This is a genomic window from Pseudoalteromonas sp. S3178, assembly GCF_005886985.1.
Classification (GTDB): domain Bacteria; phylum Pseudomonadota; class Gammaproteobacteria; order Enterobacterales; family Alteromonadaceae; genus Pseudoalteromonas; species Pseudoalteromonas carrageenovora.
This window is the reverse complement of record NZ_PNCW01000415.1, coordinates 1-467: the sequence shown is the minus strand read 5'-3', so window position 1 is coordinate 467 and position 467 is coordinate 1. Positions and strand designations below refer to the sequence as shown.

Below are 467 nucleotides of genomic sequence, written 5' to 3'. Positions count from 1 at the left end.
GATTAATGCCGGTGCATCTACGATTAACTTACCTGATACTGTAGGTTATGTCACGCCAGACGAGTATGCAGCGATGATTTACCATATTCGAAATAATGTGCCTAACATCGACAAAGCCAGACTAAGCGTCCATTGTCACAACGATTTAGGACTTGCGGTGGCAAACTCAATCGCGGCGGTACAAGCCGGTGCAAGACAAATCGAATGTACCATCAATGGTATTGGTGAGCGTGCAGGTAACTGCTCACTAGAAGAAGTGGCGATGATCATGAAGATGCGCCAAGACCACCTAAAAGTACACACCGATATTCGTAGTGAAGAGATTTATCGTGCGTCGCGCCAAGTTGCTAAAATCTGCAATATGCCGGTGCAGCCAAACAAGGCAATTGTGGGTGAAAATGCCTTTGCACATAGCTCGGGTATTCACCAAGACGGCGTCTTAAAAGCACAAAACACCTATGAAATCA

The 467-nt window shown here is 45.8% G+C and carries 1 protein-coding gene; it reads left to right on the top strand.

Going from position 1 to position 467, the window contains the following annotated elements:
* Positions 1 to 467, top strand: a 467-nt coding sequence (locus tag CWC11_RS21535) for a beta/alpha barrel domain-containing protein (RefSeq protein WP_502704824.1), incomplete at both ends; no start/stop codon positions are given.